The sequence below is a fragment of the Klebsiella pneumoniae complex sp. WS1778 genome, assembly GCF_049472055.1.
Classification (GTDB): domain Bacteria; phylum Pseudomonadota; class Gammaproteobacteria; order Enterobacterales; family Enterobacteriaceae; genus Klebsiella; species Klebsiella quasipneumoniae.
Map to the genome: position 1 here is coordinate 133,676 of NZ_JBKGTJ010000001.1, position 18,039 is coordinate 151,714.

General features: G+C 51.2%; 21 protein-coding genes and 1 pseudogene. 14 read left to right on the forward strand and 8 right to left on the reverse strand.

Annotated features, from left to right (window positions below):
* Positions 1–59: 59 nt before the first annotated feature.
* From ACLEXF_RS00660 to ACLEXF_RS00675, 4 genes and pseudogenes are all read left to right on the forward strand, one after another.
* Positions 60–1,496, forward strand: coding sequence for a tail fiber domain-containing protein (locus tag ACLEXF_RS00660; RefSeq protein WP_122927451.1), 1,437 nt, complete (start codon positions 60–62; stop codon positions 1,494–1,496).
* A gap of 422 nt (positions 1,497–1,918) precedes the next feature.
* Positions 1,919–2,977 (forward strand): sensor domain-containing diguanylate cyclase, encoded by a 1,059-nt coding sequence (locus ACLEXF_RS00665; RefSeq protein WP_064141500.1) that lies wholly within the window; start codon positions 1,919–1,921, stop codon positions 2,975–2,977.
* A 355-nt stretch (positions 2,978–3,332) separates the two neighbouring features.
* Positions 3,333–4,025, forward strand: coding sequence for an EAL domain-containing protein (locus ACLEXF_RS00670; protein WP_064141501.1), 693 nt, complete (start codon positions 3,333–3,335; stop codon positions 4,023–4,025).
* Between the two features lie 634 nt (positions 4,026–4,659).
* Positions 4,660–4,827: pseudogene (locus ACLEXF_RS00675) on the forward strand (isocitrate/isopropylmalate family dehydrogenase); the annotation flags it as partial.
* A 272-nt stretch (positions 4,828–5,099) separates the two neighbouring features.
* On the opposite strand, the gene ACLEXF_RS00680 reads toward ACLEXF_RS00675, so the two are convergent.
* From ACLEXF_RS00680 to ACLEXF_RS00695, 4 genes are all read right to left on the reverse strand, one after another.
* Positions 5,100–5,813 carry an ArsR/SmtB family transcription factor gene (locus ACLEXF_RS00680; protein ID WP_004203704.1) on the reverse strand — a complete coding sequence of 238 codons (714 nt, stop codon included), beginning with the start codon at positions 5,811–5,813 and terminating at the stop codon, positions 5,100–5,102.
* Complete coding sequence (locus ACLEXF_RS00685; protein ID WP_004203705.1) at positions 5,810–6,202, reverse strand: amino acid-binding ACT domain-containing protein; 393 nt, start codon at positions 6,200–6,202, stop codon at positions 5,810–5,812. The genes ACLEXF_RS00680 and ACLEXF_RS00685 overlap by 4 nt, the downstream gene beginning before the upstream one ends.
* A complete protein-coding gene (locus ACLEXF_RS00690) occupies positions 6,195–6,518 on the reverse strand; it encodes an antibiotic biosynthesis monooxygenase family protein (RefSeq protein WP_004203706.1) in 324 nt (107 codons plus the stop codon). Before ACLEXF_RS00690 ends, ACLEXF_RS00685 begins: the two co-directional genes overlap by 8 nt.
* A gap of 136 nt (positions 6,519–6,654) precedes the next feature.
* Positions 6,655–7,128 carry an OsmC family protein gene (locus tag ACLEXF_RS00695; protein ID WP_004203707.1) on the reverse strand — a complete coding sequence of 158 codons (474 nt, stop codon included), beginning with the start codon at positions 7,126–7,128 and terminating at the stop codon, positions 6,655–6,657.
* Positions 7,129–7,285: 157 nt separating this feature from the next.
* On the opposite strand from ACLEXF_RS00695, the gene ACLEXF_RS00700 reads away from it, so the two are divergent.
* Both ACLEXF_RS00700 and ACLEXF_RS00705 read left to right on the forward strand, forming a co-directional pair.
* Entirely contained in the window at positions 7,286–7,927 is a 642-nt protein-coding gene (locus ACLEXF_RS00700; protein ID WP_004203708.1) for a GntR family transcriptional regulator, read from the forward strand.
* Between the two features lie 290 nt (positions 7,928–8,217).
* Complete coding sequence (locus ACLEXF_RS00705; protein ID WP_048294493.1) at positions 8,218–8,763, forward strand: cysteine hydrolase family protein; 546 nt, start codon at positions 8,218–8,220, stop codon at positions 8,761–8,763.
* 54 nt (positions 8,764–8,817) lie between these two features.
* Here the strand turns inward: ACLEXF_RS00705 and ACLEXF_RS00710 are convergent, their stop codons facing one another.
* Entirely contained in the window at positions 8,818–9,045 is a 228-nt protein-coding gene (locus ACLEXF_RS00710) for a DUF1272 domain-containing protein (RefSeq protein ID WP_004203710.1), read from the reverse strand.
* A gap of 111 nt (positions 9,046–9,156) precedes the next feature.
* Positions 9,157–10,350 (reverse strand): zinc-dependent alcohol dehydrogenase, encoded by a 1,194-nt coding sequence (locus tag ACLEXF_RS00715; protein WP_004203711.1) that lies wholly within the window; start codon positions 10,348–10,350, stop codon positions 9,157–9,159.
* A gap of 629 nt (positions 10,351–10,979) precedes the next feature.
* Here ACLEXF_RS00715 and ACLEXF_RS00720 point away from each other — a divergent pair.
* From ACLEXF_RS00720 to cydB, 6 genes are all read left to right on the forward strand, one after another.
* On the forward strand, positions 10,980–11,165 hold the full coding sequence (locus ACLEXF_RS00720; protein WP_004150795.1) for a general stress protein: 186 nt from the start codon (positions 10,980–10,982) through the stop codon (positions 11,163–11,165).
* 90 nt (positions 11,166–11,255) lie between these two features.
* The gene (locus ACLEXF_RS00725) at positions 11,256–11,750 is read left to right on the forward strand and encodes a ferritin-like domain-containing protein (RefSeq protein ID WP_008807707.1); all 495 of its coding nucleotides are present in this window, start codon (positions 11,256–11,258) and stop codon (positions 11,748–11,750) included.
* A 26-nt stretch (positions 11,751–11,776) separates the two neighbouring features.
* Positions 11,777–12,283, forward strand: a complete 507-nt coding sequence (locus ACLEXF_RS00730; RefSeq protein WP_004203713.1) for a ferritin-like domain-containing protein — start codon at positions 11,777–11,779, stop codon at positions 12,281–12,283.
* Between the two features lie 16 nt (positions 12,284–12,299).
* Complete coding sequence (locus ACLEXF_RS00735; RefSeq protein ID WP_004140512.1) at positions 12,300–13,187, forward strand: manganese catalase family protein; 888 nt, start codon at positions 12,300–12,302, stop codon at positions 13,185–13,187.
* Between the two features lie 54 nt (positions 13,188–13,241).
* On the forward strand, positions 13,242–14,648 hold the full coding sequence (locus ACLEXF_RS00740; protein ID WP_004203714.1) for a cytochrome ubiquinol oxidase subunit I: 1,407 nt from the start codon (positions 13,242–13,244) through the stop codon (positions 14,646–14,648).
* Positions 14,645–15,655, forward strand: a complete 1,011-nt coding sequence (gene cydB, locus ACLEXF_RS00745) for a cytochrome d ubiquinol oxidase subunit II (protein ID WP_023317966.1) — start codon at positions 14,645–14,647, stop codon at positions 15,653–15,655. Before ACLEXF_RS00740 ends, cydB begins: the two co-directional genes overlap by 4 nt.
* 69 nt (positions 15,656–15,724) lie before the next feature.
* Here cydB and ACLEXF_RS00750 read toward each other — a convergent pair whose 3' ends face one another.
* Positions 15,725–16,054 (reverse strand): FUSC family protein, encoded by a 330-nt coding sequence (locus ACLEXF_RS00750; RefSeq protein WP_135722021.1) that lies wholly within the window; start codon positions 16,052–16,054, stop codon positions 15,725–15,727.
* Positions 16,014–16,211 carry a hypothetical protein gene (locus ACLEXF_RS00755; RefSeq protein ID WP_004203716.1) on the reverse strand — a complete coding sequence of 66 codons (198 nt, stop codon included), beginning with the start codon at positions 16,209–16,211 and terminating at the stop codon, positions 16,014–16,016. The genes ACLEXF_RS00750 and ACLEXF_RS00755 overlap by 41 nt, the downstream gene beginning before the upstream one ends.
* 567 nt (positions 16,212–16,778) lie before the next feature.
* Here ACLEXF_RS00755 and ACLEXF_RS00760 point away from each other — a divergent pair.
* Together ACLEXF_RS00760 and ACLEXF_RS00765 are read left to right on the forward strand one after the other, a co-directional pair.
* On the forward strand, positions 16,779–17,411 hold the full coding sequence (locus ACLEXF_RS00760; RefSeq protein WP_407259844.1) for a helix-turn-helix domain-containing protein: 633 nt from the start codon (positions 16,779–16,781) through the stop codon (positions 17,409–17,411).
* Positions 17,412–17,456: 45 nt separating this feature from the next.
* The gene (locus ACLEXF_RS00765; protein WP_043519503.1) at positions 17,457–17,612 is read left to right on the forward strand and encodes a hypothetical protein; all 156 of its coding nucleotides are present in this window, start codon (positions 17,457–17,459) and stop codon (positions 17,610–17,612) included.
* The last annotated feature ends 427 nt before the right edge of the window (positions 17,613–18,039 follow it).

Genomic DNA, 18,039 nt, shown 5'->3' on the forward strand with positions numbered 1-18,039 from the left:
GAGGCCCCGTAAGGGGCCTTTTCTTTTTCCAGGGATAATCATCCAGGAGGAACTTTATTATGGCGATGTATGAAGTCGGCACCGTCACGGGGGCAGCGTCGCAGGCACGGGTGACAGGTGCGACAACAAAATGGTCACAGGTAGCCCTGGGGATACAGCCCGGGTCGATTCTGGTGGTCTACCGCAGCGGTAGTGCTGACCTGTATGCGATCAAATCCGTGGACAGCGACACGCATCTGACGCTGACCCGGAATATCACCACCGCATTTTCCGGCGCCTCTTACGGCATTATTACCGCTGAAACCGCCAGCACCTCGTCGTTTGCTAACCAGCTGGCCAGCGCGTTTGCATTCTGGCGTAGTGTGGTGGAGGGCTGGTCGATGGCCCTGACCGGCAGCGGCGATATCACCCTGACTGACCCGATCACCGGAAAGCAGGTGACCGTGCCGGCGATAGCCGGGATGGCGAAGGCATCAGATCTTAATGCGTTGGCAAAACTCACCGGAGGAAACAAACTCGACGGCTCGCAGGTTATAACCAGCGATAATGCCGGTTTTATTCTCGGTAAGAACTCAGATTTGGCTCTGCTCAAAAAACAGGGGCAAGGCGGGACAATTGCCGTTGGCTCGGGAACACCGTTCAGGATTCAGCGTTCAAGAGCGAGCACTGTCTCACCGTCAGATACCTTTGATGACATCCTCATTATTGATGGCAACAACCAAACGACACTGCCTGGCGCGCTGTCTGCCGGCGGCAATATCGATAACACGTCGAAGGGTAAAGTGTTGACGCAGGCCATTGAGCTATCGATGAGCACGCCATACATCGACTTTCATTTCAACGGTAGTACCGCCGATTACACAACGCGGCTTATCGAGAGCGTAGCCGGTGAGCTGACTCTCGAGGGGGCCTTTATGTGTAAAAAGCATCTATACGCCTGGGGAGCAATTATGGCCCGGAACATCGCTCCCAGCGCACCTTCTAATGGCCAGCTTGTCACCGGTGCGCCGTTCCAGTCGATGATACAGGGACGCGGTGGATATGGAGATGCGCGCGGGGCAGTGGCAAATTACTACATTGAGGAACGGGTAGGAGAAGAGCATAGGGCGGTTGTCTATCTTGATGGCTATGGCCGAACAGATGCCTGGCTATTTCGGCCAGGCGGCACTATCACCACAGGCAAAGGCGACGTCATGACTACCGGTTCTGACGTTCGTCTGAAAGACGGATTTACAGAACCCCAGGAGGGGGCCTCCAGGCGCATTAATGCGCTCGGGGTATGCGAGTTCAATATGAAAGGCGAAACGCGCCGGAGGCGCGGTTTTATCGCTCAGCAGGCTGAAAAAGCTGACGAACTGTATACTTTTCTCGGCATCGAGCAGAAGATTGAGGGCGAAAAACTCAGGGTGATGAATGTGGATTACACGGCGATCATCGCCGATTTGGTAATAGTTGTGCAGGATTTGATTAGGCGAGTTGACGCACTAGAAAGTTGAGGAGCATAAAAAATCCCCCGGAGGCACTTGCCGGGGGCAACTGAAACGACATTAATTGCTGTGTACATCACAGAATAATTTGCAGTAAACGATAAGTAAGTTCAAGTAAAGTTTTACTGGTCAGATGTTGTGTTATTTTTTAATGACCTACCAAAATTAATAATGTAGTAGTGCTAAATTCCAATAGAAATTAATTTTTAAGAATATAATCCTAAAGCATTACTATGCATCAGATATAAATCGTGAGGATAGATTCAAAAAAATGGATGCCAAATGTTATTATTGATACGTTTATCATTAATTGAAGTGCAATCTTGTAATTTTCACATCCGTGTTATAACTTTGTAATGCAGGGCGGTTTTATCTTGTTATTTAGTGGGTTAAAGTGATGGCGGCTCTTAGTGATTTATAATAGGCTTTCTATGTTAACAAATTTCCCGGATGAAAAATACATATCTGATAGAAATTCATCGTTCATTAAGCGAGTATATTTTTTACGTCAGATTGGAGTCGTTCTTTGCTTTCTTCCTATATATTCAGTCCTCCAGGAACAGTCACATCAAAAAATAACAATAGCCTTGTTAATTCTGAATGCACTAATCTGGCCATCGGTTGCTTATCTTGCAAGCATGGTGTCGAAGGATATGCTGAGTACTGAAAAAAAGAATATGATACTTGATTCATTCTGGGCTGGGATCTGGATAGCTGTAATGCAAGTTAGTCCAATTCCATCATTATTCATAATCTCAGTTCAAATAGCTGATCGCTATGCTGCTGGTGGATGGAAAATTTTAAAACCAGCATTAATGTGGATGATGATTAGTTTCCTGACAGTTTGGTTAGCAAATGATTTCAGATATACTATAGAATTCAGTACCCGAACAGTATTGCTTTCTTTACCCTTGGCGACCTGTTATCCCATAGTACTGAGTATTGTTTCAAGGCACTTATCTATAAAGTTGAGGAAAAGAAGGGAGTTACTGGAAAAACAGGCTCTGATGGATCCTGGCTTAGATCTACCAAATCGCCGTTTTTTTGAGCAAAAAATGGAAAGTGCTTTTCGTGCAACGCGTAAAAAGAGAATTCATTCTTATCTTATGCTCATTGATGTTGATAATTTTAAAAAAATTAATGATACCTATGGCCATGAAGTAGGTGATGCGGTGTTATCTCGTATATCAACAATATTACGAGAGTGTGCTGGCGAGAAGGACGTACCAGCAAGATTTGGTGGCGATGAGTTGGCTATTATTGTTAATAATAGTAATAGCAAGCTTGTTATAGCTATGGTTCATATAATTCAGAAAAAAATTAAAGATCTTTCATTACCTTCTCACAACGATATTTACTGTACTGTCAGTATCGGTATTTCTTGTGCAGAAAATAAAGAATCAATCATCGAGTGGATCAAAGAGGCTGATGAAATGCTATATGAAGTTAAACGTAACGGGAAGAATGGATATTGCATGCCGAATAATTGAAGATGAAATGATTTCTTTTCTCATGATTTTATACATATAAATTTTTAAGATAGTTTATTATCGGCATTGCCAATACGGATAAATTTCCTCGGAACCACAGACCCCTCTCAACTACCGTTTGATACATGCCACTAAAGTATTGTCATTCCATAACAATATGATTTTATTCAAATTCATATTGAAATCATGTTTCTTTTTTTTCCCTTTTAAGTCATTTGATTTGAATAATCGATCAATTTAAGAAATATGATAGGTTTCGCCTATTGTTCGATCGTTATCGATCATTTTAAACTATTTTTCTTTTATTTCTAAATATGACACGATTAGGATTATTCCTAGTTCCGGTGTTTTTTTAATGATAAAGAACAGTATGGAAATAGATTCCTGTAGATTTGTTTTAGAACCATCTTTTAAAAAAGATGGTTCTATTCATTCTTGGGAAATTCTCACGAAAAATGTTAAAAAAAAGGACTGCAATGATTACTTTGCTAATGAAAGTGGTTTTTGTTTCACTTCATTAAGCGATAAAGAAAAAATCGATGTGTTTAAGAAACAGATATTGACAATTGAAAAGCTTGATGCATCAGAATTGAAGTTCAAGCCAGTTTCGTTGAATGTTGACAGTCTTATTAGCGATTGTATTTTGAACGATAAATATATTTGTGATTATTTAAAAAACCAAAAAAACATTGCTTTTGAGATTAACGAGCATTTTCATGAATTCAATACTAAATGCTGTATGGTTGACTTAAAGTGTCTTTCAAAATTGTGTCCAGTATGGCTGGATGATTTTGGGAGTGGCTTAACAAGCTTAACAGTTATAGATATGTTTAATTTTGAATGTATAAAAATTGATAAAGATTACTTCTGGGAACTACAGAGTGAGAGCGAATTCTTTAAAATAATAAATAAAATAAAAGCATACTGCAATTTCGTGATTGTTGAGGGAGTTGAGACAATAGAACAAAAAAATAAAGTACATTCTGTTGTTGATTGCGCTTGCCAGGGAAGGTTGTGGATGAGTGATTACTATTATGTTGAGATTTAAAATAAATGACAACAAAAGATGATAAATGTCCATTTTGTGGTGCAATTTTAATTAATGAGGACCACTGCCACAGTTGCCATGCATTTAAGATTAAAGGTTATGTATCAAGAGACGCACGCAAGACAATTAATTTGATATCTATCTGCACATCTTTACTGGTAGCGCTCTTTGGGATCTTGGTTGTGTTTCTGGTGTCTTTCGGCATCGGGACATATATTGCTATCATAGCGTTTTCTCTTATTTTATATTTTATTATGAAAAGGATTCTGCATATAAAAGAAGAAAAAAAAGGGAAGATGGTTTGGAAAAGAGCAATCATTACATGGTAGGTAGTAATTAAATAATATAATGGCGCTGCTGGTTCCAATGCAAGCCTCGTATTCCGAGGCTTTTTTATTTTCTTTTCAAATCATGAGTTATAACACCGGAAATATTTAACCCGACTCACAGGGAGTGAGTATTATTGGCTAATAATTCACTATCCAGATGAGCAGAAAGACTCAAAGCCGGTTATCAAAACTGAAAATATACTAATTAATTTCAATAGGTTAGGGCTTAGACTAAAAACATTAACCACGTATCAAAAATACCTATTTTTCTTTTTAAATCAATAAGTAATGATGTTATTAGTTAACTACTGCTGCGCCACATGCAGTGGTTCGAAGCCGCAGATCTGATCGTCAAAGGCATGGAAGGCGCTATCGCCGCCAAGACCGTGACCTATGACTTCGAACGTCTGATGGAAGGCGCTAAACTGCTGAAATGTTCAGAGTTTGGCGACGCGATTATCGCGAACATGTAATCCCGTTAGTGGATTAAGTTAAAGCGGGAGCCGATGGGCTCCCGTTTTTTTATCGCATTCAGGCCGTTATTTTGCCGGACGCTCGCTGCGCGGTACCATAGTCGATTTCCCGCAACACAATGTCCATCAAAGCCATGCGCTTACAACAGGGCTAGCTCAGTTTACCGCGAGATCGCAAGTGGGTATGGATTGAACGCCAGGGGTCTTACTGATGGCCCGACCGGCTTAAACCGGTGCCGTTCGGCGAAAATGTGATGTAGCCTAAACTCAGGCTATCCACCCACCTTCAGATTAAACAGCCGGGACAGCGCCGCTCTGCCGCTATCCGTCACTTGCACTTCCCGATATCCCGGCGCGCGGGTTATCCATCCTTTCTGCTCAAACAGCGCCATCAGCGCCGAACCGGCGTCGCCTCCCAGATGAAAACGTCTTTCGCTCCAGTCAAGACAGGGGCAACAAGGCTTACGTCGCGGGCGAGCGTTAAGTACCGCGCCCAGACTTTCAAGCTGGGTTTTACCGGCTGACGTCAGGGCCAGGCCATCGGCCGTCAGCCATTTTTCCCGCAGCATAAACTCATAAATCTTCACCGCCAGCTCGCCCGCCAGATGGTCGTAGCAGGTGCGAGCGTAGCGAAGTGTCACCGGCGTGCTGGTGGCCAGCGCCTTATGCGACTGCATTGAGACGCCCATCAGGTTTTCCAGCAGCCCGGCGATATGCGCGCCTGCCAGGCGGTAATAGCGGTGGCGCCCCTGCGCGAGACACACCACCAGCCCGTTGCTGAGCAGCCGGGCAAGATGTCCGCTGGTGGTGGAGGCGGAGACCTCGGCGACCGTGCTGAGCTCGGTCGCCGTCCATGCGCGCCCGTCCATCAGCGCGCAGAGAATACTGACCCTTGACGGGTCAGAGAGGGCGGAGGCCACCATCGCCATCGCGGTTTCCAGTGCCGCCTCTGGCTCACTGTCTTGCTGCGTTTTCAGGAGATTCATTCAGAAAGTATGGCCCATTTTTTGGTCACTTCCGCTGCCCGGGTGTCATCATCGGTAAGAAGAATGAGCCGGTTACGGTGGTCGCTGTACTGTACCAGAATATTAATACCGTTGCGGGCAAGGGTGTCGGCAATGTCTCCCAGTTCCCCGGGGCGTTCCTGGGGTAACTTACGTATCAGAGGACGGCATACATCGCTGACCGTAAAGCCGGCCTCGGTCAGCACCCTGCGGGCTGTCTCACCGTCCTCCACCAGAAAATGCGCATGTCCGGCATCAGGCGTGGTGAATACCCCACCACCTTCGAGGCCCACACCGTTGTTGCCCAGCGCTATACCCATTGCGCCAAGCGAGCCCGGCGTGTTGCTGAGAATGATGTGAATATCATACATCTGGCTGTGCTCCCCGATCCGATGAGTAATCCCGGAACACGCGGGCAACGCGTATTCTGTAGTATGAAAAAATCGATGCTTTGCCTTCGCGCTGGGCAGCCAGATGCCGCTCATTTTGCTGCCAGTTGGCCACCGATGCTTCATCTTCCCACCAGGATAGCGAAAGGATTTTGCCGGGCGAATTCAGGCTCTGAAAACGCTCGATGGCAATAAACCCCGGCGTGTCTGAAAGCAAAGGCGTCAGCCCGGCCGCCAGCTGAAGATATCTTTCCTGTGCTTCCGGTAAGGCGTCGGCCTCAAAAAGTACTGCAATCATAAGTCTGCTCCGTGGTGAATGTCCGTGCAGTCTAATGACGACCAGAGCAGGATGCTTCGGTGTGCAGCGAAGTGTGGCTGAGGTTGGATACCCCAGCCACATTTCCTGCGCACCGGATGATCGCGCCAGAAACGAGTTACTCTGCGTTAAAGATAATAAATTCAGGCTGGTAGCTGACCGGGAAATTGACCGATCGGGCGATAAAACAGACGTGATGGATCTGCTGATGAAGGGCCGCGGCGGCGTCGAGATCGGTACCTGGTAATACGGTGATTTTCGGCCGGAGGGTAGCAGAAATAAAGCGACCCGCGCCCCCTTTTAATACTTCACCCGTTGCCACCGGCGAGTCCTGATATTCCATGACCGTAATGCCGGCATCTGAGGCCAGATGTAAGTACCACAGCATGTGACAGGCAGAGAGAGAAGAGAGCAGGAGATCTTCCGGGTTCATTTTGCCGGGATCGCCGCCCAGTAATGGATCATTTGAACAATGAATGGGTTCTTTTCCCTTTACCGCGATATCCCAGGTCCGGGCATAAGCCTTGTAACCCGAGGTACCCGTGCCCTGATTGCCGGTCCATGTGATATGACTGGTATAAGCATGTTCCATTGGTTTGCCTTTCTCTATAGAGGGATGAATTTCTTCACTGCGGTATCGTCCAGTTGCATTGCCTGAACGAAGCCGCAGGTAGAATCGCAAGGTTGTCATGACGTTGGCTCGAATGGTATAATGGTATACCATTTATGAATGATGTAAAGAGAGCCAAATGAACGCTGCTACCCGTTCGACCGCCGATATCCTTGCCAGTGAGTTAAAAATCTTAATCAACAAGGGGGCATTGCGAGATGGCGACCGGCTTGTGGAGCGCGACCTGGCCTGCCAGTTTTCTGTCAGCCGTATCCCAATGAGAGAAGCGATACAGCAGCTTGAGCGCGAAGGTCTGGTTGAGATTTTCAGAAATCGTGGCGCGGTGGTGAAAACGCTGACGGCCGCAGATGTCGATGAAATTTATCAGCTGCGGGCACTCCTGGAAGGTGAAGCCATTTTTCATAGCCTGGAGAATATGGACCCGGAAACGCTTGCCCGGGCAGAGCTGGTGCATCAGCTGCTGAGTAGCGCTTCTGAACCCGAGCTGCAGGGGAGGTATAACCGGGAGTTTCATGAACTGCTGTATCGGAAGTGTAACAATCAGCGCCTGTTGAAGATGATCGGTGAATTGCGCGAGCAGATTGAAAGATATGAGCTTTTTCAGAACAGACTGCTGTCGGATACGCTGAAATTCCAGGATGAGCATCAGCAGATCCTGATGGCCTGCCAGCAAAATAATCCACAGGAGGCTCGGGCATATACTGTGAAACATATTCTTTCAGCAGGTGAAATCCTTCGCGCCTATATTGTAAGCCGTTAATGGTTGCGTAAAGCGGCTGCGTTGTTCACGCATAAATTGCCATCCGTATCTGCTCAATGCTATAAGAAAAGAGCCGTTTTAATCGTGCTTATCTTTTATCGGTAAGGAATAAGTGAAGGTCAGATAATGATTACGTCAGTGCAGCCAACCACCACCGTCACCACCACGACCGTAACCTGCGGTGGTGTGGGCGTATCTGTGACCGGCTCCTGACAAACAGATCCTCACTCCCCGCCAATGTGGACGGGGAGAGACCTCTCCGTTCGTGACAGACTGAATGGAGGCCCATCATGATTTCATCTGAGCATGCCCTGTTAATTATCGATATGCAGCAGGGGCTTTTCCGTGGCCCGGTTTCCCCGTATCAGGCCGATGCGCTTCTGGCGAACGTTTGCCTGCTGATTGAAAAAGCGAGACAGGCTGAGGTGCCCGTCTTCTTTGCCCGCCATACCGGAGCTGACGACTCTCCGTTCTCCGCGCAAAGTCCATTAACTCAACTGCTGCCTGAGATGGGTGTTAACGGCGAGCGGGATATCGTCTTTATTAAAAAGTACCCTTCCTGTTTCCAGCAAACTGACCTTGCGCATCAGCTCGCTCAGGCCGGCGTAAAACAGCTGGTTATTGCCGGGATGAAAACCGAATTCTGCGTGGACACGACCTGCCGAGCGGCATCGGCGCTGGGATTACGGACGGTGCTGATCTCAGATGCGCACTCAACCATGGATAACGAACGTTTATCAGCGCCTGACATCATTGGCCATCACAATGTCACCCTTGCCGGGCCATTTGTGACGCTGTCGACCGCCGCAGAGTGGCGCTTTTCGGCAGCGAAATAAGGATGAAGAAAGGGAGCCCGAGGGCTCCCTTTCGCTACGCCTGCTCATCCGGTTTTACTGCCCATGGCGGCGCAGGGTGGAGGCGGGGTGGCGCCGGAGCGCCTCTTCGGGACGCACAGGGCGCCGCACCAGTTCGCCGCCGCAGTTCGGGCAATGGCCGTTAAGCCGCGCCGTCATGCAGTCCTGGCAAAAGGTGCACTCGAACGAACAGATAAACGCTTCGCGTGAGTCTGGCGGCAGATCTTTATCACAGCATTCGCAATTCGGGCGTAACTCGAGCATTTCCTTCCCCTGTGGTTAACGGCTGTATCAGCGACGGCCGGCCAGCGCATGCTGTTTTTATAGCACGGCGCAGACTGGCCTCCGAGGGATTTCGCTGCGTTAATCTCCGCCTCAAAGCGTTGCCTTTCCGGGCTGCATCCCCGGCACGAGGATCACTTTGCGGCATGCCTCTTCACGTTTCTCAAAGATCTGATAGCCGCGCGCGGCCTCCTCCAGAGGCATATGGTGAGTGACAATCTCCTCCGGGGTGAGCAACCCTTGCTCAATAAGCGCCAGTAGATCCGGCAACCAGGCATGGACGTGGGTTTGCCCCATTCTGAAGGTCAGCCCCTTATCAAAGGCATCGCCAAACATAAATCCGTGAATGAAACCGGCGTAAACCCCGGGCACGCTGACGATGCCGCCGCGGCGCACGGCAGCGATGCACTGGCGCAGCGCTTTCCCGCTGCTGCCCTCGATTTTCAGGGTGCTGAGGACGGTTTCCGTAAGGCTGCCTTTCGCCTCGAAGCCGACGGCGTCAATCACCGCATCGACGCCGCGATGGCCGGCGGTGTTGTCGATAATCCACTGCGCCGGATCGTCATGGTGGTCGAAGTTTATCGGGATCGCGCCATAGCGCCGCTGCGCGAAGTCGAGTCGGTAATCGTTATGATCGATGATAAATATCTGCTCTGCGCCATTGAGCCTGGCGCAGGAGGCACACAGCAGGCCAACCGGGCCGGCGCCAAAAATAGCCACGCTGCTGCCGGGTTTGACCTCGGCGTTTTTTACCGCCTGCCAGGCGGTAGGCAGAATATCTGACAGAAACAGCACCTTTTCATCGGGTAAGGTGTCCGGCACTTTAAACGGTCCGGTATTGGCTTTGGGAACCCGCACATATTCCGCCTGGCCGCCGGGGATCCCGCCGTACAAATCGCTGTAGCCGAACAGGGCCGCCGGTGGCGAAATGCCTTTTCGGTTGAGCGTCGCCCCCTGGCCGCTATTGGTGCTTTCGCAGGCGGCATATTGCTGCAGGCGACAAAAGAAGCAGTCTCCGCAGGCGATGACAAACGGGATAACCACCCGATCGCCTTTACGAACCGCGGTGACCTCGGAACCGGCTTCCACCACTTCCCCCATAAATTCATGGCCGAAAATATCACCATGGTGCGTGCCGGGGATCTTACCGCGGTAAAGGTGCAGATCGGAACCGCAGATCGCCGTCGCCGTGACGCGCAGAATAATATCGTCCGGCGCCTCAAGGGCCGGGTCGGGCATGGTGTCGACGCTGACATGATGGGGGCCATGATAAGTGAGTGCTTTCATAAAGTCTTCTCCTGGAGAGAATGGCTGATAGCAGCAGGCGAAAAGGCATTGTGACCTAACGTTATTGCCGCCGATAAACCACAGTAAAAATAAAGCGTAGAGTACTTATAATGGAACTGCGTGATATTCCACTCAGTGAATGTATTCCACGCTTCGCTTATTTAGCGGCTGGTTTGTTGAGGTTATTTGAGGTTATTTGCCTATTCCCCTTATGTATGCCAGGCTTAATCGGGCATGATATTCGCTCCGTTTTATTTTCCAGCCGCTTCCCCAGCGGCTTTTTTTTGCCTTAAAAAAAGAAAAAATCTGAATTTCAACCAGACTAAGGGCGTTACTGCCGCTTCGTTATATAACCCAACAGGAGTACTCCGCCGGTATAAATAATTCTTTGCCACAGTGGTGCTCTGTGTGCATTATTTCCCTGAACACAGTAAGTTAGCGGGAATGTACCGTCTGGTTATTTTTGATGTGTTTTGTAGAATTATTCCGAATTACTCCTAAAAGGCATCAAAAACACGGGATAATAATTTGACTAACCAGCATTACCCGCTAGATTTAAATATCGAACGACGAGTGATACGGAATATTTTCGTATCGTACTGACATAACCGATATACATGAGGTGAAATATGGCAGAGCATCGTGGTGGTTCCGGAAATTTTGCTGAAGACCGTGAAAAAGCTTCTGAAGCAGGTCGTAAAGGTGGTCAGCACAGCGGCGGGAACTTTAAAAATGATCCGCAGCGTGCGTCTGAAGCGGGTAAAAAAGGCGGACAAAACAGCCACGGCGGTGGCCGCAAGTCCGATAATTCCTGATTATCCTTTTCCTTGCACCCTGAAGTGAAAGTATCTCCTGCGAGTCTGTCACAGACTCGCAGTTATTTTCTGACTCCAGAAGGTATTTCTATGAATATGAAAAGCATTGAAGATGTATTTATTCACCTGCTCTCAGATACCTACAGCGCAGAGAAACAATTAACCCGCGGGCTGGCAAAACTGGCCAGAGCGGCGTCCAGTGAAAAACTCAGCGCGGCGTTCAATGCTCATCTTGAAGAAACCCAGGGCCAGATTGAACGTATCGACCAGATTATTGAGCAGGAATCTGGTCTGAAAATCAAACGCATGAAATGCGTGGCCATGGAAGGATTGATCGAAGAGGCCAATGAAGTCGTTGAGAGCACGGAAAAAAATGAGGTACGCGATGCCGCGTTAATTGCCGCTGCGCAAAAGGTCGAGCATTACGAAATTGCCAGTTACGGTACCCTGGTTACCCTGGCGGAACAGTTGGGTTATAAAAAAGCGGTCAAACTGCTGGCCGAAACCCTGGAAGAAGAAAAGCAAACCGATGTTAAATTAACCGACCTGGCGGTAGGTAATATTAATAAAAAAGCGGAAAAATAAACGCTCCCTGACACGAGGAAATCACGATGAATCACATTGAACATTATCATGACTGGCTACGAGATGCGCATGCCATGGAAAAACAGGCAGAATCCATGCTGGAATCAATGGCTGGCCGTATCGATAATTATCCGGATCTCCGTGCCAGAATCGAACAGCATATTAATGAGACCAAACGGCAAATTACCGTGCTGGAAGAGATCCTCGACCGCAACGACATTTCGCGCTCGGTGATTAAAGATTCGATGAGTAAAATGGCGGCTCTTGGCCAGTCCATTGGCGGAATGTTTCCTTCCGATGAAATCGTCAAAGGCTCGATCAGCGGGTACGTTTTCGAGCAGTTTGAGATCGCCTGCTATACCTCTCTGCTGGCGGCCGCTGAAAAAGCGGGCGATACCGCCTCCATCCCAGCCATTGAGGCCATCCTGGCGGAAGAGCGGGAAATGGCCGACTGGCTGATCAAACATATTCCTCAGACCACGGAGCAGTTTCTCCTGCGTTCAGATGCTGACGGCGTAGAAGCGAAAAAATAACCCAGGAGGCAGGCCTATGTTTCGTCATGTGAAACAACTGCAGTATACCGTGCGCGTTGCTGAACCCAACCCGGGGCTCGCGAATTTACTGCTCGAACAGTTTGGCGGCCCTCAGGGCGAGCTGGCCGCCGCGTGTCGTTATTTCACTCAGGGATTAAGCGATGACGATCCCGGCCGTAAAGACATGCTGATGGATATCGCGACAGAGGAGCTAAGCCATCTGGAGATCATTGGCACCCTGGTCGGCATGCTAAATAAAGGCGCCAAAGGGGCGCTGGCGGAGGGCACCGAGAGCGAGGCGGAACTCTATCGTTCGCTCACCGCCAACGGCAACGACAGCCATATTACGTCGCTGCTCTACGGCGGCGGTACTCCGCTGACCAACTCGGCGGGCGTGCCGTGGACAGCGGCCTACATTGATACTATCGGCGAACCCACCGCAGACCTGCGATCGAACGTCGCGGCGGAGGCGAGGGCGAAGATCGTCTATGAACGGCTGATCAACGTGACCGACGATCCCGGCGTGAAGGACGCGCTGGCGTTCCTGATGACTCGCGAAGCGGCGCATCAGCTCTCTTTTGAGAAAGCGCTGCAGTCGATTCGTAATAACTATCCACCGGGCAAACTGCCGCCCATTAGCGAGTACGCGAACACCTACTACAATATGTCTGAGGGTGGAGAAGTACGCGGCAGCTGGAACAGTGACAAACACTTCGATTATGTCAAGGATCCGCAGCCGGCCGTGGATGGCGGAGATGGCAGCGCCTCTGTCGGCCTGACGCCGGAGCAGGAAGCGCTGTGCAAAGCGATGCTGAAGCGAACACAGTCTGACCCGCAGGGTGATCCTTTGACCGGCGCCGAACTCGGCGCCGGTAAGCAAAACACGTCATCATCGGCTAAGTGATGTTCGCATAAGCCCCGGCTGCGGCCGGGGCGTTTCACAATGATGGTGCGGATTATGTTTGAATTTGACGCGTTTCATCTGGCCCGACTGCAATTTGCCTTTACCGTTTCCTTCCATATTCTGTTTCCGGCCATCACCATCGGCCTTGCCAGCTACCTTGTGGTGCTGGAGGGGATGTGGCTGAGAACCCGGGATAACGTCTGGCGCTCGCTCTACAACTTCTGGCTGAAAATTTTCGCCGTCAATTTTGGTATGGGCGTGGTTTCCGGATTAGTCATGTCCTATCAGTTCGGCACCAACTGGAGCGGATTCTCTCAATTTGCCGGCAGTATTACCGGCCCGCTGCTGCTGTATGAAGTGCTGACAGCCTTCTTCCTCGAAGCGGGATTCCTCGGCGTGATGCTGTTCGGCTGGAGCAAGGTGCCGCCAGCGCTGCATTTTTTTACCACCTGCATGGTAGCCCTTGGCACCCTGGTCTCCACCTTCTGGATCCTCGCCTCCAATAGCTGGATGCAGACGCCGCAGGGTTTTACCCTCGAAAATGGCCACCTCATCCCGCAGGACTGGCTGGCGATTATCTTTAATCCCTCGTTCCCGTATCGCTTATTCCATATGGCGATCGCCGCGTTTCTCAGTAGCGCCATGTTCGTCGGGGCCTCCGCCGCCTGGCATCTGCTGCGCGGCAACGACTCGCCGGCCATCCGCAAAATGCTGTCGATGGCGATGTGGATGGCGCTGCTGGTGGCGCCGATCCAGGCGGTGGTGGGTGATATGCACGGTCTTAATACCCTCGAACATCAGCCGGCGAAGATTGCGGCGATTGAGGGGCACTGGGAAAACCGGCCCGGCGAGGCCACCCCGTTGCTGCTGTTTGGTCTGCCGGATATGGAGCAGGAGCGCACCCGCTATGGCCTGGAGATCCCGGCGCTCGGCAGCCTGATCCTCACCCATAGCCTGCATAAGCAGGTGCCGGCCCTGAAAGATTTCCCGAAAGAGGACCGGCCCTATTCGCCCGCCGTGTTCTGGTCGTTTCGCATTATGGTTGGGATGGGGGTGTTGATGATCGCCTTAGGGATCTGCAGCGCCTGGCTTCGCTATCGGCGGCGGCTGTACCATTCGCGTCCCTTCCAGTGGTTTGCGCTCTGTATGGGTCCCGCCGGTCTGATTGCGCTGGTCGCCGGGTGGGTGACCACCGAGATGGGCCGTCAGCCGTGGGTGATCTACGGTTTGCTGCGCACCCGGGACGCGGTGTCGTTGCACAGTACGCTGCAGATGGCTATTAGCCTGCTGGTGTTTATCGTGGTCTACTGCGCGGTGTTTGGCGTGGGGTATTACTATATCTTCCGGCTTATCAAGAAAGGGCCGCAGCCGGTGACGGAGCTGACCTCGCAAACCGCAGGCACCCCGGCGCGTCCGCTCTCGGCGGCAGAGCCGGTGCGGGATGAGGAGAACGCATCATGAGCATCGATATCTCGGTGATTTGGTTTGTCATCATTGTCTTCGCCACGTTGATGTATATCGTGATGGATGGTTTCGATTTAGGCATCGGAATGCTGTTCAGCGTGGTGCATGACGCCGAAGAGCGCGACGTGATGGTTAACAGCGTGGCGCCCGTCTGGGATGGTAACGAAACCTGGCTGGTGCTCGGCGGGGCAGGACTGTTCGGCGCCTTTCCGTTGGCTTACGCGGTGATCACCGATGCGCTGGTTATCCCGCTGACAGCGATGCTCATCGGCCTGATTTTCCGCGGCGTGGCGTTTGAGTTTCGCTTTAAAGCGGTTCCCTCGCATCGCACCTTCTGGGACTATGCCTTCGCTGGCGGCTCGCTGCTGGCGACCTTCAGCCAGGGGATTGTCGTCGGCGCGTTTATCAACGGCTTTGCGGTGGCTGACCGCCGCTTCGCCGGCTCGACGCTGGACTGGCTTACCCCCTTCAATCTGTTCTGCGGTCTGGGGCTGGTAGTAGCCTATCTGCTGTTGGGCACCACGTGGCTGATCATGAAAAGCGAAGGCGCGTTGCAGCAACGGATGCGCGAGCTGACCCGCAAGGCGCTGCTGGCGTTGATGGCGGTGATCGCGGTGGTCAGCGTCTGGACGCCGTTGGGCTGGCGCTACGTGGCGGAACGCTGGTTTACGCTGCCCAATTTCTTCTGGTTCGTGCCGGTGCCGATCCTGGTGCTGACCCTGAGCTTGTGGATCTGGCGTCTGAGCGCGCGCCCCGCAAGCCATGCTCGTCCCTTTATCCTGACGCTGGGCCTGATATTCCTCGGCTTCAGCGGGCTGGGAATCAGCGTCTGGCCGAACATTATTCCGCCGCACATCTCCCTGTGGGATGCCGCCGCGCCGCCCTCCAGCCAGGTATTTATGCTGCCGGGGGCGCTGCTGATCATCCCGGTGATCCTGATGTATACCGCCTGGAGCTATTACGTCTTTCGCGGCAAAGTGTCCGGCAGTGAAGGCTATCACTGAGCGAGATACGCGCCGGCGGCCCGGGAATGAACCAGATAGTCGCGGGCAGACCGGCGATCCGTTCCCTCCTTACTTGGGCAGGGTGTCAATATGGGGGCGCACCGGCAGCCCGAAGCCGTCGGTCAGGTCGGCGCTTAAGATACCGATCGTTATCTTCTCCACCCGGATCACCGCGGGGTCAAAAAGGGTTCCGGGCGTGGAGACGGCGGCAAAGTTCAACAGGCGCAAGGTGTCACCCGCCAACAGGAAAGCGTACCCACGCGATGTGCGTTCAATCAGGGGCAGGCTGTGACTCCCTGCGAGCCACAGAGCCCGCATGATGCTGGCCTGACGCCCGCCGGGGAAGGCGGGCAGAGGCTTACGCTTTTGGCGACTTGATCTTAATAATAAATCGCTCATTCACCCGGGTGATCCTCGCGCCAATGTCGCCAAACTCGGTGGCGATTTTAAAAAAATCGTCTGCGGCGACGTCAAAATCGAGTTCGATTTTCTGATGTTGTCCTGTCGCCAGTAACTCATAGAAATGGTCAAGGCTGCGGGCTTTTTCGCTGGGCATCGTATTTCTCCATGGTCAACCAATCAGCAGGGCGTTTATGACTTATAGCGCATTCCGGATTATTCAGCAGAATGGTAATGGCGCCTGATATAAGATTATGCAATGACAGTAAGAGTGAGGTAGGGCGATATTATTCCGTGTTGTTAAACCGTGCGGTCGCGCGTTTGCCGGCGATACCATGACGGCAGGAACCATCCTGCGGCGTCGGCTGATGATAGACATTGTTTGATGACAATTTGATGTCAGTAAAATGAACCTGCAAGGGCTCGGGATTTCATATCGCTAAATAATTTTTAATCTGTGGCTGTTAAGGTAGTTCTTAACTACCTTATGGTGATGGGGCTTTATTTTTATGGCCAACGGCGAGGGAACAACGATGCAATTACTTGATTTATTCGCAGGCTTATTGTGGTTAAGCAGCGTTATTTTCCTGCTGTTTGTTCTTGATGTAGTCATCACCCGTTATCTTTATCGTAAATAACCGACAGAGGCGACGGCGCTGGGCATAGGGTACCGCGCCGGAGGATGATAGTATAACGCCGGGACTGATTCAGGAAGGAATGTGCGGTGCTCGGGAGAATTGATTACGATATTGAAAAATACCAGTTTACCGAAGCCGGTGAAACGTCGCGGCTGCGGGAGCAGTGGCGAGAAGTCTATCAGGAGTGCCGTCAGCTGCAGGCCGGGGCAGAGGAGCGTCTGCGCATTGCGTTGCTGAACGTCGACTATGTCACCAGCTTCGAGCTGCCTTTTCGCCTGCTGCTGGTGCGCGCGCCGCAGCTGATCGCCGACGTCCGCGAGACGCTGCAGCTCAGTCGTAAAGCCGCCGTTTTCAACGGCAAACGTTACGGCTGCGTCTACAGTTTGAAGCAGGATTTACAGGCTGTACCGGAGAGCTTTCATTACCACCTGACAAACCGTATTCGTCGCGTCGAGGCGACGGGCCAGACGGCGGCGCCGTACCAGCAGATCGCCCGGGAGATTAAACCAGCCCGGGATCGACTCCGGCAGGCATTAATCTCCGGCCTGCCGGTTACCGCGCTGGATGCCCTGTTCTGGTTCGGCAGTCAGCGGGTAGCGGCGGACATTGCCCAGCTGCGCCGGTCCGGTATGGCCATTATCACTGAGGAGGTGGAGGTCTGCGACACTCTGTTCAATACCACCCGGCGGGTACCGGTTTATCGTCTGGCCAGCGCGTGAGCGGGCCTCCCTTCGCCCAGCCGCTGCCTCTGCAGGCAGTCGACCATTGCTCCATCAAACCAGACGCACAGGCCTCTGGCGGCATGCCGCGGAGCCGGTTCCAGCCACGCGCTGGCGCTGAGCATGACTAGCATCAGCGCCAGCGGAACCCCGTATATTCTTCTCACTATCCTTTTCCCACTTCGCCTCTTTTGCCAGTAAGGTAGCGGGAAAATATGACGTTTCGTTGACCCGTCTGCCTGATTTATCGCCTGCAGACGGCGTGGCAGGCGTGGCAGGCGGGCCGTGCCGGGTGATGCGTTATTGATCTTCGGCATAAAAATGCCAAAAACTGGCGGCTTGTTTTTTTTCGGTTTTATTACTCCATGCTTTTTTCCCCGTAGAGAAAAAGCATGAAGCCGCAATGCCTGGTGATGGATTATTTTGTAACTAGCTGGTTTGAAACGATATTTTAATTTTGACTTAGGTGGGGATGACAGCGGTGGCAAATTTATATTAATTCACTTTACCGATCAATAAATTATATCTTGATAGCTTTTAGCTATCGAATGTTTCTTATCGATCATTTTAAACTATTTTTGTTGGCGGGAAATATATGACATGCTTTAACCCTTTCTTATTTCTGGTA

Excerpts from the sequence above, each read along its gene's own strand:
- ACLEXF_RS00660 (WP_122927451.1), top strand. The coding sequence starts at position 60 with ATGGCGATGTATGAAGTCGGCACCGTCACGGGGGCAGCGTCGCAGGCA.
- ACLEXF_RS00665 (WP_064141500.1), top strand. The coding sequence starts at position 1,919 with ATGTTAACAAATTTCCCGGATGAAAAATACATATCTGATAGAAATTCA.
- ACLEXF_RS00670 (WP_064141501.1), top strand. The coding sequence starts at position 3,333 with ATGATAAAGAACAGTATGGAAATAGATTCCTGTAGATTTGTTTTAGAA.
- ACLEXF_RS00680 (WP_004203704.1), bottom strand. The coding sequence starts at position 5,813 with ATGAATCTCCTGAAAACGCAGCAAGACAGTGAGCCAGAGGCGGCACTG.
- ACLEXF_RS00685 (WP_004203705.1), bottom strand. The coding sequence starts at position 6,202 with ATGTATGATATTCACATCATTCTCAGCAACACGCCGGGCTCGCTTGGC.
- ACLEXF_RS00690 (WP_004203706.1), bottom strand. The coding sequence starts at position 6,518 with ATGATTGCAGTACTTTTTGAGGCCGACGCCTTACCGGAAGCACAGGAA.
- ACLEXF_RS00695 (WP_004203707.1), bottom strand. The coding sequence starts at position 7,128 with ATGGAACATGCTTATACCAGTCATATCACATGGACCGGCAATCAGGGC.
- ACLEXF_RS00700 (WP_004203708.1), top strand. The coding sequence starts at position 7,286 with ATGAACGCTGCTACCCGTTCGACCGCCGATATCCTTGCCAGTGAGTTA.
- ACLEXF_RS00705 (WP_048294493.1), top strand. The coding sequence starts at position 8,218 with ATGATTTCATCTGAGCATGCCCTGTTAATTATCGATATGCAGCAGGGG.
- ACLEXF_RS00710 (WP_004203710.1), bottom strand. The coding sequence starts at position 9,045 with ATGCTCGAGTTACGCCCGAATTGCGAATGCTGTGATAAAGATCTGCCG.
- ACLEXF_RS00715 (WP_004203711.1), bottom strand. The coding sequence starts at position 10,350 with ATGAAAGCACTCACTTATCATGGCCCCCATCATGTCAGCGTCGACACC.
- ACLEXF_RS00720 (WP_004150795.1), top strand. The coding sequence starts at position 10,980 with ATGGCAGAGCATCGTGGTGGTTCCGGAAATTTTGCTGAAGACCGTGAA.
- ACLEXF_RS00725 (WP_008807707.1), top strand. The coding sequence starts at position 11,256 with ATGAATATGAAAAGCATTGAAGATGTATTTATTCACCTGCTCTCAGAT.
- ACLEXF_RS00730 (WP_004203713.1), top strand. The coding sequence starts at position 11,777 with ATGAATCACATTGAACATTATCATGACTGGCTACGAGATGCGCATGCC.
- ACLEXF_RS00735 (WP_004140512.1), top strand. The coding sequence starts at position 12,300 with ATGTTTCGTCATGTGAAACAACTGCAGTATACCGTGCGCGTTGCTGAA.
- ACLEXF_RS00740 (WP_004203714.1), top strand. The coding sequence starts at position 13,242 with ATGTTTGAATTTGACGCGTTTCATCTGGCCCGACTGCAATTTGCCTTT.
- cydB (WP_023317966.1), top strand. The coding sequence starts at position 14,645 with ATGAGCATCGATATCTCGGTGATTTGGTTTGTCATCATTGTCTTCGCC.
- ACLEXF_RS00750 (WP_135722021.1), bottom strand. The coding sequence starts at position 16,054 with ATGAGCGATTTATTATTAAGATCAAGTCGCCAAAAGCGTAAGCCTCTG.
- ACLEXF_RS00755 (WP_004203716.1), bottom strand. The coding sequence starts at position 16,211 with ATGCCCAGCGAAAAAGCCCGCAGCCTTGACCATTTCTATGAGTTACTG.